This window comes from Pseudobythopirellula maris (genome assembly GCF_007859945.1).
GTDB classification, from domain to species: Bacteria; Planctomycetota; Planctomycetia; order Pirellulales; family Lacipirellulaceae; genus Pseudobythopirellula; species Pseudobythopirellula maris.
Window position 1 is genome coordinate 854,977 of record NZ_SJPQ01000003.1, and the last position, 14,196, is coordinate 869,172.

The following is a 14,196-nucleotide window of genomic DNA, read 5'->3' on the forward strand; positions in this document are numbered from 1 at the left end:
CTTACGCCGCACGCCCGTCGTCCGAATGACCTCTTACCCAACGCCGCAAGGCGCCGGGCTGTCCGAGTTGTTTTTCAGCGCCGAAGCCCGCCCCCGAAGTGGGTCGCTGGGCTCGCCCCGGCCGTCTCGCCCCGGGCGGCGTTGCTAGCATTCGCAACGCGCCCGAGCCGAAGTGCGGTGGACTCCCCGTGAGCATCGCTCTTAGAATCCGCCCGCGGTGGGTCTCGCATTGCTAGCAAGTCCCGGCGGAGCGGACTCCGCTGGGGCGTCCTGCCAGTTAAAGGTCGGTACCCTCCAATGCGATTCTTTGGCAAAACCGTCAAAACCGGACTATGAAGAACAGCCCGCGCAGATTGATCCGCTCCCTTTCGGTGGTGGCGCTCGGCTTTCTCGGCTACTACGCCTACGAAGTGGGCGAGCGGCTGCTGCGCCCGTCGTCGCTGCAACCGGCGCCTGGCGCCCCCACGCTGGGCGACGCCGGGCAAGGCGACGCCACGGCGGCGCCGAGGATGACCTTCGCCGACGAGCCGGCCAGCGGAGCGGGCAACGTGGTGCTCGGCAGGGCCCTCTACGCGCTGGAGCAGTGGCCCAGCCTGGCGACCAACGTCTCGCAAGTCGGCTGGATCGACGGCCAGCACGTGGAGACCAGCGGCAGCTACTTGCAAAAGGGCTCCGGCGACCGGCGACGCTTCGCCTGGCTGCTGCAGGGCCGCATCGCCGGCTCCGCCGTGCGGCTGCTGCGAGTCTCCGACGGCCGGCTGCTCTACACCGACCTGATGTGGGCCGACGACGACCCCACCGACGGCGTGCCAGGCGACCGCAGCATCTCGAGCGTCGACCTGCGGAGGCTCCGGCAACTGAACGATTCGGAAGATCCGTCGCCCAACGAGCCGGCCCCCGGCATGGCGTCGGCCTCGCTGATCGACCCGCAGAAGTGGGCCAGGTTCGGCGGCGCCCCGATGCTGCTCGAAGCGCTCCGCGAGTCGTTCCGGTTCAGCGAGGCGCGGCTGATGCAGCTGCGCGGCCGCCAGGTTTACGCCATGATCGGCCGCTGGGACACGCCGCGGTCCGACGAGCTGTTCGGCTCCGAGGGCGCCCCGACCAGCCTGCCGAGCCGGGCGCCGCACCACGCGCTCGTGGTGCTCGACGGCGAATCGCTCTTCCCGGTCCGGGTCGAGTACCGCGGCGTTGGCGACTCGCTCTCGCGCGCGGGCCTCAGCGACGACGACCGCCTGCGTGACAGCCAGCGGCCGCTGCTGCGGATCGACTTCGAGCCGCCGCGGGTTGGGGTGGAACTCGACGACTCGCAGTTCGTCTACCAGCGTCCAGACGGCTACTCCTTCCGCGACGACACCGACCGGGTGCTCGCCGCCGAGCGGAGCCGCCGCGAACGACTCACCCGCCAGGCGGCCGGTGTCAGAGCAGGTGCAACGACGCGTTGAGCGTCACGACCTTGGCCTTGCCGTCGCGGCAACGCAGCGTGTTGATCGCGCAGTTGAGCTGCTGCAAGCGATAGCGGTGGCCGATCGGCGCCCCCAGCAGCTTCGCCAAGTAGAGGCGGTTCACCACGCTGTGGGCGACGACGACGATCTCTTCGCCCACGTGTCGCTCCATGATCGCCGCGAGCGCCGGCTCAACGCGCCCAAGCACCTCGCTCATCCGCTCGCCGCCGGGGTAGCCGTGGTCCCCCTCGGCGTCCATGAACTCGGCGTAGCGTTTGGCGTCGTCGCGCTGGATCTCGCCCCACGAGAGGCCCTCCCAGTCGCCAACGTCGACCTCGATCAGCTCGGGAGCGACCACCGGCTCGAGGCCGTGCGGCGCCGCGATCGCGTTGGCCGTTTCTAGGGCGCGGGCAAGCGGGCTGCTGTAGATCTTCGCCAAGGGCCTGGCGGCCAGCGCGGCGGCGGCCCTCTGAGCCTGCAAGCGGCCGACCTCGGCCAGCGGGCCATTGACCCCCTGGCCCTGCATCACCGGCGGGATGTGCAGGTTGTGGTCCGTCGCCCCGTGACGCACCAAGTGCATGAGGCAACTCTCGGCGTTCGGGTAATCGATCAGCTGCATCGCAAAGAAGCCAAGGGTTATACGGGTCGAACAATGGAAAGGGCAGGGCAGCGAAAGCGCAGCAGCCGGCGACCTACGCGTCGCCCGACAGCCCCACCTAACCGCGCCGATCGGCCAACAGAGCCGCCGCCCGCACCGCCGCGTGCATGCCGCTCGTTTCGGCGACGCCCTTCCAGGCGAGGTCGGCCGCCGTGCCGTGGGCGACGCTCGTGCGGACGATCGGCAAGCCGAGGGTCACGTTCACCGCGCCGTGCATCGCGATCAGCTTGAGCGCCACGTGGCCGTGGTCGTGGAGCATGGCGACCACCGCGTCGAACTCGCCCCCCACGGCGCGAACCATCAGGGTGTCGGCCGGGAACGGGCCGCGGGCGTCGACACCCGCCGCGCGGGCGTGTTCGACCGCCGGGGCGATGATTCGCTGCTCCTCATCGCCGAACAAGCCCCCCTCGCCGGCGTGGGGGTTCAGCGCCCCAACGCCGATACGCGGCGACGCGCCGATCCGGTCGTAGCCCGCCGAGAGCCGCCGCACCACGCCGTCGGCAAGGCGGCATTTCTCGAGCACCCCTTCGAGCGACAGCGTGTCGATCGCCGTGCGAACCGACTCGTGCAGCGTGACATGCACCACGCCGAGGCCCACCGGGCAGGCGGGCGTGAGCTCCGGCGGCAGGTAGAGCATCATCGCAAAGTCGCTCACACCGCACAGCTCGGCCAGCAGCTCGGTGTGGCCCGGGTATTCGAGCCCCGCGGCGTGCAGCGCCGCCTTGCTGATTGGCGCCGTCACCACGCCGTCAGCCTCGCCGGCCAAAGCGAGTCGGGCGCCACGGACAATCGCGTCGTAGGCGGCCCGCCCCGATCGGGCGTCGACCGCGCCCGGGGCCAGACCCGCCAGGTCGTGCTCGCCGCAAGGCAGACAAGCCATGCGGCCCAGTCCGGTAGCGGCGAACGCCTCGGCCGGGTCGTCGGTTTCGACGACCTCGACGGCGGATCCCCGCAAGGCGACCGCACGCCGCATCACCTCCGGATCGCCCAGCACGATCGGTCGGCTGAGCAGGTGGACCTCGTCGGAGGACCACACGGCCGCAATCACTTCGGGGCCGACCCCGGTGGGGTCGCCCATCGTCAGGGCGAGCCGCTTGGCGGCCGGCGGTTGAGTCGCAGGGGGCTGCATCGTGAGAAATATTAGAGGCGAGAGAGTCCGCCCCGGCGAGGGCTAGGCCCGTGTAAGGTGAATGCCAGGGGGCCGCACGACCGACAAAACCAGCTCAGGCCCACGATTCGGGGCTCGAGACCGGGAGTCGAGTGGGATGTTTGCGGGGGTGGATGTGACAGGGAGGGATGGGCAATTATACTAAGGCTCTCGCCCCTCGTTACAGGCCCCGCAGAGTGCGACCCTGGGGCTCGAGGCCCCGTGACCCACTCGCCGCCCGACGGCGCCCTCACCCTACCCACTCTCTTCCACCGGAAACGGCAGCGATGCCCAAAGCGATGAGTATTGCTGGCATGGCGATCGCCGGGCTCACCCTGGTGGTGTTCTTGGCCGATCTGGCGCTCGGCATCCCGTTTGGCGGCGCCAACATGATGATGGACATCGGATTCGTTCTCGGCGCCGCGATCCTGACTTATCTCGGCTTCAACGCCTTCCGCGACGCGGCCTGACCGACGCGGAGATGGCTACCACGCCATTCTGCGTCATACCCGTATCGTCATTCGCCACTCGGCCCGCTTGCGGGCTCCTCTTGGGCGGACCCCTCCTGCGCGGGCTCCGACATTACGGGAACTGGCGGCGCCGGCCCGTGCTCGTGCGTCTCGAAACGGCTCGCGACTTCCGCGGCCCCCAGCCCCAGCAGCAACGCCAGCGACAGCTTGAAGCGGTCGTGATGATGGAACTGCAGTTCGGGCAGGAGATCGCTCATCGCGATGCAGAGGAACACGCCCGCCGAGAACGCCAACGCGTAGCCGGCGTTGCCGAAGCCGTCGACCGACGGCTCGCCCCTGGGCGAGACCGTGAGGTAGTAGATCGCCACGCCGATCGGAATGACCAGCGCGAACAGAGCGTTCACCAAGCTGCGGGCGGCGGGAGACCAGCCCCCTTTGCCCATCAGCATGGCGATCGTCATCGCGTCGAACGGCTTGTGCAACACGATGGCGAAGAACGTCCCCAGGCCGGGCAGACTGGCGCCTCCCTGGGCGCCGTGGCCGACGCTCGCCCCCAGCGCCACGCCGGCCAGCAGGCTGTGGAGCGTGAGCCCCAACGCGGCGCCGCCCCAGGTGAGGTTGTGGGCGTGGTCGGTGTGCGGGTGGTCGTGGGTGCAGCCCCCCGGCACAGGGTCGGGCGCGTCGCCCGCGTCAGAGGCGGGGCCTTCTCCGGTGTCGCTCGGCAGGTCGTGGTGATGGAAGCAGAAAAACCGTTCGATGAAGAACATCGCCAAAAAACCGACGATCACCCAGCGGAACGTGGGCAGCAGGCTCGCCCCGGGACCGGCGGCGCGAATGGCGTGCGGCATGAGGTGCAGCATGGCGACCCCCAGCATCGTGCCGGCGACAAAGCTCACCGCCAGCTCCGTGCCGCGGTGCGTCATCCGCAGCCACTGGGGCAGCAGCCCCCCCACGACCGAGGCGGCCACGATCAGCAAGCAGTAGTAGGCCAAGATGACGGATGGCATGGGGGGCGCCGGATAGCTGGGGGCGGAAACACGAATCGAATCGACCAGTATCCCCCGCCGGGCCATGGAAGGGAACCGCCAAGCCGCCGGGCAGCATGGCGGCAATCAGCGGGCGACCGCCCCCCCGGCCTCTCTTGCCTGCCCAAAGGCGCCGGCGGTTGCCCGGCTCGGGAGCCATTCGGCGGCCCCGAGCCCTCACCCGGGCCCTTGAGGCGAGCGGCGCCAGCGTCGACCATGGGGGCATGCCCTCACTCGCCGGTAAACTGCTCGTCGCGTCGCGCAAGCTGCGCGACCCCAACTTCAGCCGCACCGTCGTGCTGATGCTCGAGCACAACGACGAGGGGTCGTTGGGCGTGGTGCTCAACCGGCTCTCCCAGCAGACCGTCAGCGAGGTGTGGCGGGCGATCGAATTCGACCCGTGCGACAACGATCAACTGCTCAACACCGGCGGGCCGGTGCCGGGGCCGCTCATCGCACTGCACGCGTGCGAGGAGCTAGCCGAAAAGCCCTTGCTGCCGGGCCTGTTCATCTCGATGCAAAAAGAAACCGTCGACCCGCTGGTGCGGCAGACCGAGCACGCGTTCCGTTTGTACACGGGCAACTCGGGCTGGGGGGCGGGCCAACTCGATGACGAACTGCAAGCCGGCGGCTGGCTTTCGGCCCCGGCTAAGGCCGACGACGTGTTCGCCGAGCCCGAGGCGCTGTGGCCCGAGGTGACACGCCGCATTGCGCTCGACATCATGCTGCCCGCAGGCGACCGCTCGCGCGTTCCGCCCGACGCGTCGATGAATTGAGTGGAGGGGACAGGGAGCAGGTGACAGGGTCGGAGGTCGGAGGTCGGAGGTTGGATTGAGCCGAAGGCCTACGGGTTTCGGTGGGGCGACCCGGAGGGCGTGGCGAGATAGGTTCAACTGGCGCGGCGGCGCTAGCCGAACCTGCCTACGGAACCGCTGGTCTTACGCCCAAGGCGTGCTAGCACGCGCCCGAGCGGGATTTAAGGACCGCGGGGCCGCTTGCTCGCCGCCCAGCACGATCCTAGGATGCGATAGCAATGACCTCTCACGCCGCCACCTATGGCTCGGCTTCTTACGGCCGAGAGTGTACGCGTCCCGCCTGAGAGCGGGACCCCTGGATGCTGTCGCGGTTGGCTTTATAAAGCCGCCGCGCTAATTAGCACACTCTCTCCGGCGCCACGCCCGGCGCCGCTCGCCAACGAGGTATCCCGTAACCGGGAAACAGAATCATGGCCTCCGACTTCCGGCTGAAAGAACAGCTGCCGCGGCTCACCGAGCGGATCGTCGCCACGTACGATGACGACGACGACATGAATCACCTGGAGCACTGCCCGCTCCCGAAGTACGACGAGGTGATCGCCTCGATCGCGGACCTGAAAGAGATCCTCTACCCCGGCTTCCGCCAGCGCGAGGGGCTGCACCGTGGCAACGTCACTTACCACGTGGGCGACATCGTCGACCGGCTGCACGACCGGCTGACGACGCAGATCGGCCGCGCGCTGCGTCACGACGCCGTCACGGAAGGCCTGGTGGGCGATTGCACCGAGGCCCAGGACTACGAGGCGCTAGGCCAAGCCAAGACGCTCGAGTTCCTGGAGCGGCTGCCGGAGATCCGTGGCCTGCTGGCGACCGACGTGCGCGCCGCCTACGACGGCGACCCGGCCTGCAAGGGCGCCGCCGAAGTGATCTTCTGCTACCCCGGGCTCGAGGCGGTCACCGTGCATCGCATCGCCCACGAGCTCTACAAGCTCGGCATCCCGTTCATCCCGAGGATGATGGCCGAGTGGTCGCACAGCCGGACCGGGATCGACATCCATCCCGGCGCCCAGATCGGGCCGCACTTCTTCATCGACCACGGCACGGGTGTGGTGATCGGTGAGACGTGCGAGATCGGCGCCCACGTGAAGCTCTACCAGGGCGTGACACTCGGCGCGCTGAGCTTCCCTACCGACGACGACGGCAAGCTGGTCCGCGACCAGAAGCGGCACCCGACGATCGAGAACGACGTGGTCGTCTACGCCAACGCCACGATCCTCGGCGGCCGCACGGTGATCGGAGCCGGCGCCGTGATCGGCTCGAGCGTGTGGATCACGCAGAGCGTCTCGCCCCACACGACCGTGCTGCTCGAGAAGCCCTCCCTACGGATGCGCAACGACGAGGCGGACGAGTTGCGGCCAGAGACCAATTATCAGGTTTGATGGCTGCTGTTAGCTATTAGCTTTTGGCGGTTAGCTTTTACGGACTTGGCCTTCGGCCAAGGCTATTGGCTAACGGCTAACGGCTCTGAGTGGCGTCGCCACACAGCCGGCGTTAAGATTGGGGCTTTCGGTCCCGCTCACCCCGCCGCACGGCCCCATGCTCGGTCCGGTCTTCCGACAGGAGATGCTCGCCGCCGGGCGCCGCTCTCGGCAGTTTTGGGTGCGTGTGGCGTTGGGCTTGGTGCTGCTCTTCATCATGGGCGTGTGCTACGCGGTCGCGATCGAGTCGCAGCCGGGGGGCTCTTCTTCGGGCACGCTGTCGATCCAAGGCGCGGCCCAGATCGGCGTGGCTTATTTCGCCGCGTTCTCGTGGTCGATGCTCATTGGCGTGCTGCTGCTGACGCCGGCCGTGGCGTCGGGGGCGATCGCCTCGGAGCGTGAGCGAAGGACCATCGAGTACCTGTTCACAACCGATCTGTCGAACGCCGAGATCGTGTTCGACAAGTTCGCCGCCCGCATGCTGTCGGTGGCGATGCTCGTGTTGGCCACGTTGCCGGTGCTGGCGATTTTTCGACTCCTGGGGGGCGTGCCGGGGGTGCTGCTCCTGATGCTGTTCGGCCTGCTCGCCTCGACCGCCTGCATGGCGGCGTCGATCGCGCTGCTCGCCTCGGCCCGATCGGGCACGGCCCGGCTTGCCCAGCAGCGGGCGTTCCGCTGGCTGATGCTGCTGCTGATCTCGCCGGGCCTGCTGGGATGGCTGATGATCACGCCGTGGGGACAGGCCGTGATCGCTACGCCGATAGGCGGCTGGCTCCACGACATGGTGGTGAGCCCTTTCTTGTCGGCTCTGATGGCTCTCAACCCGCTCGTGGCCTTGGGCAAGGTCGGGGCCACCGATCTCACGGGGATTGGTTTGGGTGGATCGGGCTGGGAGATGTTCACCCCGATCGGCGCCCAGTTGGCGCTGGCCGCCGGGGTGCTGGTGATCACCATCGCCACGGTGCGTCGCACTTACCTGAAAGGCGCCAGCACGGGCAAGGAGACCAAAGACGCCGAGCCGGTCATTGGCCGCCGCCCGGCGGTGAGCGACCGCCCCGTGCTGTGGAAAGAGATGGTCTTCTCCACGCAGCCTGGAATTTCGCGGCGTTGGCGAAGGCTCACCCGGTTCGCGTGGATGCTGCTGATCACCTTGGGCGCGATTTGGCTGGCGCTCGGCTATTGGATGACGATCACCAATTCGGACAACGCGAGTTTCGCGATCTCACAGTTCATCTCGGGCGTGATCACAATCGGAACGGGGATCGCCTCGATCGGCGTGCTGATGGCGGGGGGCCGGGCCGCGACGCTCGTCGCTTCCGAGAAACAGCACGACACGTGGGTCTCGCTCCTCACCACGCCACTCGCTGGCAAGCAGGTCATCGGCCACAAAGCCCTCGGCAACCTGTGGTCGATGCGCTGGATGTTCGCGGTCGTCGCGGTGCTTGGCGCGTTGGCCGCCACGCTCGAAGCGCGGCTGTGGGTCGCCCTGGCGTGGCAACTTCTGATGATCTCGTTGGCCGGGGTGTTCGCCACGGGCCTGGGGCTGCTCGCCTCGCAACACTTCAAGAAGGCGACCACCGCGAGTGTGGTGACGGCGATCACGCTGGTCTTTTGCGCGGGGGCCTACCTGCCGTTTTTGATCTTGCCGCTCGCCTTCTCCGGTTCCGGCGGGGATGAGGGATTGGTGCTGCTGTCGGGCAGCTACGTCTATTTGATCGCCGCGCCGATGGTGCTCGCCCTGGGCGTCGACGAACCCTGGCTTTACGCCGCCCACGTGATCGGCACGATCGGCTACGCGGTCGCTGCGTTCGCAGTGCTCATGCGTTCGATAAGCCTGTTCGACGAGCAACGCTCCGAAGGCTCGCCCGCACTCACTGCCGGCGATCCCGCTTATTCGTCGGCGGGTTCGCCACCGGCGGCCTCTTCGGTTCCTTCGGCGGGATAGAATTTCAGCGCCGCCGAGTTCATGCAGTAACGCATGCCGGTCGGCTTGGGGCCGTCTTCGAACACGTGGCCCAGGTGGGCGTCGCACGTGCCGCAACGCGTCTCGACCCGGGTCATGAACGCGCTGCGGTCCTCGTGTTGGGCGAGCGCGTCCTTGGACACGGGCTTGAAGAAGCTCGGCCAACCGGTGCCGGAATCGTACTTCGTTTCCGACGAGAACAGGGACGCGTCGCAACGCACGCAGCGGTACTCGCCGCGCTTCTTGTTGTCCCAGTAAGCGTTCTTGAAAGGCTTCTCGGTGCCAAACTGGCACGTCACGTTGTACTGCTCCGGCGTCAGCCGGCTCGACCAGTCGATCGACTTCCAATCGACGCTCTTGGGATCGCTCTCGGGGTCCATGACGGTCGCCTTGGCTTCGGAGGTGAGGATAGGGGCCGGGGCTGCGGCGGGCTCGCTCTTCGCGGCGCCGTGCGCGGGGCTGTCGGTGGGCGCCTGAGACTCGTCGCCGGTTTGGGCGTAAAGCACGGCGGCGGCCGCCAACAGCGTCGCCGCCACGGCCAGTTTCGGCAAGTTGTTCATCAATCGTCTCCCAAGGGGGACAGCGGATTTATTCCGAGGCGGCGCTGTCGCTGAGTCGGTCGGCAAAGGCTTGACGAAACTTAGCCATTTTAGGAACGATCACCGCCCGGCAGTACCCCTGCGTCGGGTTCAGCGAGAAGTAGTCTTGGTGGTAAGCCTCGGCCGGGTAGAACGTTTCGGCGGGGCTGATCTCGGTGACGATCTTGCTGTTGAACGCCCCCGACTTGTCGAGCGCGGCCACGACCGCTTCGGCTGTGCGCTTCTGCTCGTCGTCGTGGTAATAAACCACCGAGCGGTATTGCGTGCCGCGATCGGCGCCTTGGCGGTTGAGGGTCGTCGGGTCGTGCGTCTTGAAGAAGACCTCAAGCAGGTCGGAGTAGCTAATCGCGCCCGGGTCGTAGGTGATGCGCACCACCTCGGCGTGGCCCGACAGGCCGCTGCACACCTCTTCGTAGGTCGGCTTGATCGACTTGCCGCCGGTGTAACCCGACACGACGTCTTGCACCCCCTTGAGCTGCTCGAACACCGCTTCGGTGCACCAGAAGCAACCGCCGCCAAAGGTGGCTTGCGAGGTGGGGGAGTCGCTAATGGGGGTGTTGTCGGCGGGCGTTTGGGCCATCAAAGGGCTTCCGGCTAGGAGGCACACGAGTAGAAACAGCGGCAGGTGATGCGAGATGTGATTCACGACCGACCTATGCGATTCGTAGGGAATGCAGGGCGATGAAGGACAACGTCGGGCGTCGCGCCCATTGTCATGGTACGCCCCTCGATTGCCCGACGTTCGATTTCGGCTTGCAGGACTGCTAGTCAAGGTGTCTTAGTTCACCTGTCGCGCCAAGTGACACCTCGTTTGTAGTCGCCGCTTCAAAAGCTGCCACCGAGTTAGTCTTTGACCTATTCCTGGGAGACTCGGCGGTTCGGTTCTCTCAATGCGCCGGTAATACGCATTTCGAACGGGCATGGATTGGTTGACTTCAAGTGCAATCATGTCGCTATAGCGCAGTTCATCACTTAGATTTTCGGATTACCCGTGCGGTGGCAAGCCGCAAGAGAGTAGCGATCGATATACGGATGGATTGGTAGGATTGTATGGCATCGGCGACCCGCAGGCGGCTTATCTTGGCGGCGACAGAACTCTATTACGCTCACGGCATCGCCCAAGTTGGACTCGACAAGATCTTGCAGCAAGCCGAGCTGACGAAAACAACCTTCTACAACCACTTCGAGAGCAAGGACGAACTCGTCCGTGAGGTGCTCAACGGCCACGCCGTGAGGATCCTCTCCCAGATCCAAGAGGGAGTGGCGGCCAGAACCCACGACGACCCGCGCCACGTGATGCTGTCGGTGTTCGACGTGGTCGAGGAGTTCTACAGCGGGACATCCGAGAACAGCTGCCTGTTCATCAGCGCGGCGATCACCTCGCCGGGACCCCAGGACCCGACCAACGCCGCCGCGATGTCGGGGCGTCAAGAGGTCCGCGGCCTGCTGCTCCGATTGGCCCGAGAGGCGGGCGTCGAGAACGTGGAGGCGTTCGCCGAGCAGTTCGGTTTGATCTTTGACGGCGCCTGCATCTTGCGTCAGATCGACCGCAACCCGCAGGCCATGGCCCTCGGCCGACGGCTGGCGGCGATGCTGCTTGACGCTCACGCGAGCCAGGACTGAGCCCGCCTCCTCCCGAGGGGCCCGCCTCTTCCAAGAGAGAGTCGCGTCTCAGCGCGAGGCCACGACTTGCAGCGGCACCGCGTCGGTCGCGATCTTGTCGCCCAACAGGTCGGTCAGCGTGAGCTCGAGCCGGTACGTTCCCGGCGTCAGCTCCGCGGGCAAGGGCACGCCGTACTGGATGTGGAAGTCACGCCGCCGGGTGAGGCAATGGTCCTCGACGCGCGAGAACTCGTCGCTGTCGACGAGCAGACCCGCCGCGTTGACGAGCCGGTAGCTCGTGGCCACCGCGGTCCGCATGCCTTGCTCGGTCGACACGCTGCGGTAGTTGTCGATCTCGGCGTACACGCGCATCTGGTCGCCGGGGGCGAACTCCGCCCGCACCGCCGGCTCGTAGGCGCCGAAGCCGTAGATCTCGTCGCAGAGGGTCAGGTTCCTGATCCTCAGGCTGCCGAGCTGGCCGAGTTCGGCCTGCGCCGCATTCAGGTGCAGGCCGGCCGCCGCCGCGCGTCGGCGGGCGTCGGGCTGCGCTTCGGAATCGAGCATCGTCGAGAGGGCGAACAGTTGCTTCGACCAATACGCCTGCTCGGTCGACGACAACCCATCGATCGGCGCCACCGCTTCTCCCTGCCGGCCCGCCACGAGCTGAAGCAGCCGCAATCGCGCTTGCAGCAAAGCCTCGTTGGTGTCCTGCGGCGACTCAGGGGCGGCCGACTCGAGTTGCAAGATCGTCGCGTCGAGGCTGCTCCGCCACATCGCCCCGTCGGCCGGCGCCGATTCGCTGTAGAGCCCCTTGGCCGTCGCCCGGCCCGCGGACAATCCAGCCTCACGGCCCGGGTAGGGATCGCTTGGATCGAGCGTGTGTCTATCGGCGGGCGAGGTGGCCGACACCAATTGGATCGCAGGCGACGCCGGCCCCCCTGGCTCTGGGGCGTCCAAGGCGAACCTGTTTTCGATGACCTGGGGCGTGGCGGCCGAGGGCGAGTGTGCCTCGGCCCCATGCCTGAGCGGCGGCGCGCCGAAGGCGGGCGGCGCTGTACCGGGCGACGTGGCAGAGGCGGCGGGCGCCGCTTGGCGAGGCTGAGCGTTGAGGCCGGAGGGCGAAAGACTTTGCCCCGCAGGCGATTGAGGTTGGCCCGTGGGCGGTTGGACGGTGTTGGGCGCCGTGGGCCGCGAAGCGAGCCGCACGTCGCTATCGACCTTCGTCGGGTTGCCGGGCCCGGAGGCCCCGTTTAGCTGGGAGTTGTAGGCCAGGGTGGCCACGTGCTGCTGAGCGGTGAGCTCCCACAGCGAGGGCTCCACCTGACGCAGCTTCTCGAGCAACGCCTGCTGCGCGGCGGGGTTCTGCTGGCCCAACTCGATAACCTGCGGCAAGATTCGCTGCATCGCCTCCGCCTCGCTCAGCTCCGGCGGCGGCCCGTAGACCGGCGGCGTGGGCGCCGCAGCGGCCAGGTCGGCGGTTTGACCGTACGACACCTGCTGTGTCGCAGCCGCGGCAGACCCGGGCGGGGGCAGGGGGGCTCGCGGCTTCTCGGCGGGCCGGTCGACGACGTTGCTGGCGACGGTAGACGCCGAATGCAACACGCCACGGCAGCCGCTACCGGTAGTAACGCACACCAGGACAATCGCTGCCGCTAAACGCATATCGCAAGACTGCAATCGAGGAAGGCTGAGGACGGGCGACGCGTCGATTCACGCCGCCGCTTACCCTTGCGGGCGGCGGATCGTAGATCAACCGTGCGAACGGGGGAACCTCAGCTGCGGCGCCTCACGCCGGATCGACGCAGACCGACGGCCCGTGCGACCAGCGCCACGCCCCGCGACAGCCGTGCTAGCTTGGCCGCGACGGCGCCGCGTGCGACGAGAGGCTCACCACCAGCCGCTCTAACTCGATCCTGGCCCGGGCCGGCGGCGAGTTGTGCCCCTTCAGGGCAAGGTCGGACTCCAGCAGCCTGCGGTGCAGTTGCTTGGCCCGCACGCGACCGATCTGGCGCAGCTGGCGCTCGGCGTCGGCCGTTTTGAACCGGGGGAAGCTGGCGCCCTCGACCGCTTCGCGCAGGTTCGGTCGGCGGCCCTCTCGCTCGGCCCGCTCGATCACCGCCGTGGCGTCGGCGAACTTGCGCAGCGTCGAGCTGAGCTGGGCGAAAACGCCGATCGGCTGCTCACCCGCCATCAACAGCCGATCGAGCTGCCGCAGGGCGTCGGCGGCCCGTCCGTCGGCTACCGCGTCGATCATCTCCCAAGCGGTCCGCACGCGCCAGCCGCCCACGTGCTCCTCGACCAACGCATCGTCGATCACCGGTTTCCCGCCGCCGTCGCTCGCCGCCAGCAGCGCGAGCCGAGCGATCTCCTGGTCTAGCACCCCTAGGCTCGTCGGCAGCCGTTCGAAGACCGCGTCGAGCGCCGAGGGGGCGATCTTGGCGCCGTGCTCCTTGATGGCCCGCTGGCTGAGCCACTTCTTCGCCGAACGCACGAAGGCGGTGAGCTCCGCCCCGCGGTCGGGCGCCGAGCAGCGGATCACCAGCCCGTGCTCGGCCGCCATCTTGCCGAGCCGGGTGTTGCCGATCGACTTGGAGAGCTCGAGCACGAGCACGCCCCGGCCCGGACGCTCGGCGAACTTCTCGAGCGCGTCGCGGTAAGTCGAGACAAACTTGTCGGCGTCTTCGACCAGGGCGGCGGGCGGCCCGCCGCCGAACAGCGACATGCTCGAGATCGCGTCGGCCACGTCACGCCACTCGGCGCGGTCTCCCTCGAACGCGGACCAAGCGAAATCGGCGTCGCCGCCGCCCACCTGGCGGCGCATCGCGCCGAGCACCTCGCGTTTGAGGAACGCCTCACTGCCGGCCACCAGGCAGAGCCCGTGCGGCTCGTGCGCGGCGGGGTCGAGCAGGAAGTCGAGCCCCGCGACCGACTTGTCGGATTTTTTAGAAGTCTTCGCCACGCGAGCAGTTTACCGCCGACGAGCCCTCGGCGTCAGCCGCCGGCGTTCTTGATGTGGCCGGGAGGCTATTGCTCTGTGCGATCCTGCTTGAAATTGGG

The 14,196-nt window shown here is 67.6% G+C and carries 13 protein-coding genes; 6 read left to right on the plus strand and 7 right to left on the minus strand.

Annotated elements, in window-relative coordinates; all coding sequences use genetic code 11:
• Positions 1–353 precede the first annotated feature (353 nt).
• Positions 354–1,442, plus strand: coding sequence for a hypothetical protein (locus tag Mal64_RS16145; RefSeq protein WP_146402120.1), 1,089 nt, complete (start codon positions 354–356; stop codon positions 1,440–1,442).
• On the opposite strand, the gene Mal64_RS16150 is transcribed toward Mal64_RS16145, so the two are convergent.
• Together Mal64_RS16150 and pdxA are read right to left on the minus strand one after the other, a co-directional pair.
• Positions 1,417–2,061: a histidine phosphatase family protein gene (locus tag Mal64_RS16150; RefSeq protein WP_146402122.1), complete on the minus strand. Its 645-nt coding sequence runs from the start codon at positions 2,059–2,061 to the stop codon at positions 1,417–1,419. The two genes, Mal64_RS16145 and Mal64_RS16150, sit on opposite strands and share 26 nt — an antisense overlap.
• A 97-nt stretch (positions 2,062–2,158) precedes the next feature.
• Positions 2,159–3,229, minus strand: coding sequence for a 4-hydroxythreonine-4-phosphate dehydrogenase PdxA (pdxA, locus tag Mal64_RS16155; protein ID WP_146402124.1), 1,071 nt, complete (start codon positions 3,227–3,229; stop codon positions 2,159–2,161).
• Between the two features lie 305 nt (positions 3,230–3,534).
• On the opposite strand from pdxA, the gene Mal64_RS16160 reads away from it, so the two are divergent.
• On the plus strand, positions 3,535–3,717 hold the full coding sequence (locus Mal64_RS16160; RefSeq protein WP_146402126.1) for a hypothetical protein: 183 nt from the start codon (positions 3,535–3,537) through the stop codon (positions 3,715–3,717).
• 47 nt (positions 3,718–3,764) lie between these two features.
• Here the strand turns inward: Mal64_RS16160 and Mal64_RS16165 are convergent, their stop codons facing one another.
• Positions 3,765–4,724: a ZIP family metal transporter gene (locus Mal64_RS16165; RefSeq protein WP_197525823.1), complete on the minus strand. Its 960-nt coding sequence runs from the start codon at positions 4,722–4,724 to the stop codon at positions 3,765–3,767.
• A gap of 242 nt (positions 4,725–4,966) precedes the next feature.
• On the opposite strand from Mal64_RS16165, the gene Mal64_RS16170 reads away from it, so the two are divergent.
• The 3 genes from Mal64_RS16170 to Mal64_RS16180 all read left to right on the plus strand — a co-directional run bounded on the left by Mal64_RS16170 (position 4,967) and on the right by Mal64_RS16180 (position 8,920).
• Positions 4,967–5,518 (plus strand): YqgE/AlgH family protein, encoded by a 552-nt coding sequence (locus Mal64_RS16170; protein WP_197525824.1) that lies wholly within the window; start codon positions 4,967–4,969, stop codon positions 5,516–5,518.
• A gap of 449 nt (positions 5,519–5,967) precedes the next feature.
• Positions 5,968–6,936, plus strand: a complete 969-nt coding sequence (epsC, locus tag Mal64_RS16175) for a serine O-acetyltransferase EpsC (RefSeq protein WP_146402132.1) — start codon at positions 5,968–5,970, stop codon at positions 6,934–6,936.
• A gap of 157 nt (positions 6,937–7,093) precedes the next feature.
• Positions 7,094–8,920, plus strand: a complete 1,827-nt coding sequence (locus tag Mal64_RS16180; RefSeq protein WP_146402134.1) for an ABC transporter permease subunit — start codon at positions 7,094–7,096, stop codon at positions 8,918–8,920.
• On the opposite strand, the gene msrB is transcribed toward Mal64_RS16180, so the two are convergent.
• Both msrB and msrA read right to left on the minus strand, forming a co-directional pair.
• On the minus strand, positions 8,866–9,498 hold the full coding sequence (msrB, locus tag Mal64_RS16185) for a peptide-methionine (R)-S-oxide reductase MsrB (RefSeq protein WP_231993798.1): 633 nt from the start codon (positions 9,496–9,498) through the stop codon (positions 8,866–8,868). The two genes, Mal64_RS16180 and msrB, sit on opposite strands and share 55 nt — an antisense overlap.
• Before the next feature lie 28 nt (positions 9,499–9,526).
• The gene (gene msrA / locus Mal64_RS16190) at positions 9,527–10,117 is read right to left on the minus strand and encodes a peptide-methionine (S)-S-oxide reductase MsrA (protein ID WP_146402136.1); all 591 of its coding nucleotides are present in this window, start codon (positions 10,115–10,117) and stop codon (positions 9,527–9,529) included.
• 500 nt (positions 10,118–10,617) lie between these two features.
• On the opposite strand from msrA, the gene Mal64_RS16195 reads away from it, so the two are divergent.
• Entirely contained in the window at positions 10,618–11,160 is a 543-nt protein-coding gene (locus tag Mal64_RS16195; RefSeq protein ID WP_197525825.1) for a TetR/AcrR family transcriptional regulator, read from the plus strand.
• 48 nt (positions 11,161–11,208) lie between these two features.
• Here Mal64_RS16195 and Mal64_RS16200 read toward each other — a convergent pair whose 3' ends face one another.
• Positions 11,209–12,633, minus strand: coding sequence for a hypothetical protein (locus Mal64_RS16200; RefSeq protein WP_197525826.1), 1,425 nt, complete (start codon positions 12,631–12,633; stop codon positions 11,209–11,211).
• A 355-nt stretch (positions 12,634–12,988) separates the two neighbouring features.
• Positions 12,989–14,098, minus strand: coding sequence for a DNA polymerase III subunit delta (holA, locus tag Mal64_RS16205; protein WP_146402142.1), 1,110 nt, complete (start codon positions 14,096–14,098; stop codon positions 12,989–12,991).
• Between the last annotated feature and the right edge of the window lie 98 nt (positions 14,099–14,196).